General features: G+C 43.1%; 1 protein-coding gene. It reads right to left on the minus strand.

Annotation, left to right across the window (positions count from 1 at the left end; all coding sequences use genetic code 11):
- Positions 1-517: hypothetical protein (locus tag ACNOHI_RS25605; RefSeq protein ID WP_420477537.1), on the minus strand; the 517-nt coding region annotated here is incomplete at both ends.

Genomic DNA, 517 nt, shown 5'->3' on the forward strand with positions numbered 1-517 from the left:
TGGTAATCCGGCCAAAAGAGTCGTAGGTTACTTCTCCGCTTACCACCTTCACCCCATTTCCAACGTAGTTCTTTAACCCGTTAACAACTTCATCATAACGAAATTGATTATCGGTCTCGGGCGCCGAACCTGTATCATACATTTTATTATAAATGTAATTGTACATAATTCCGCCTACCCGGCCATCAATATTTACGCCGAGACTTACGTTACCAAAAGTGAAGTTATTTATAAAGCCGAAACTGAATCTCGGATCTTTATATCCAAAAGGTTCTACGAATTTACTCAGCATCGGAAGGCCGTTCTGATGGATCATATTCCCCTGAGGGTCACGAAGCGCATGCTCGGTCTGCGCAAAAACATCGCGGCGCGCACCAGCTGTATACCAGAGATTGTTAGGGGAATATATAGGATCTAACTTAACAACATACTCATGCTGGGTAGCGTAATTGATGATCGATTGCCACTGAAACCGCTTATTCTTAATAGGCGTACCATCTAACGTAATCTCTACACC

The sequence above is a fragment of the Noviherbaspirillum sp. ST9 genome, assembly GCF_048799745.1.
In the GTDB taxonomy this organism is placed as follows: Bacteria; Pseudomonadota; Gammaproteobacteria; order Burkholderiales; family Burkholderiaceae_D; genus Noviherbaspirillum.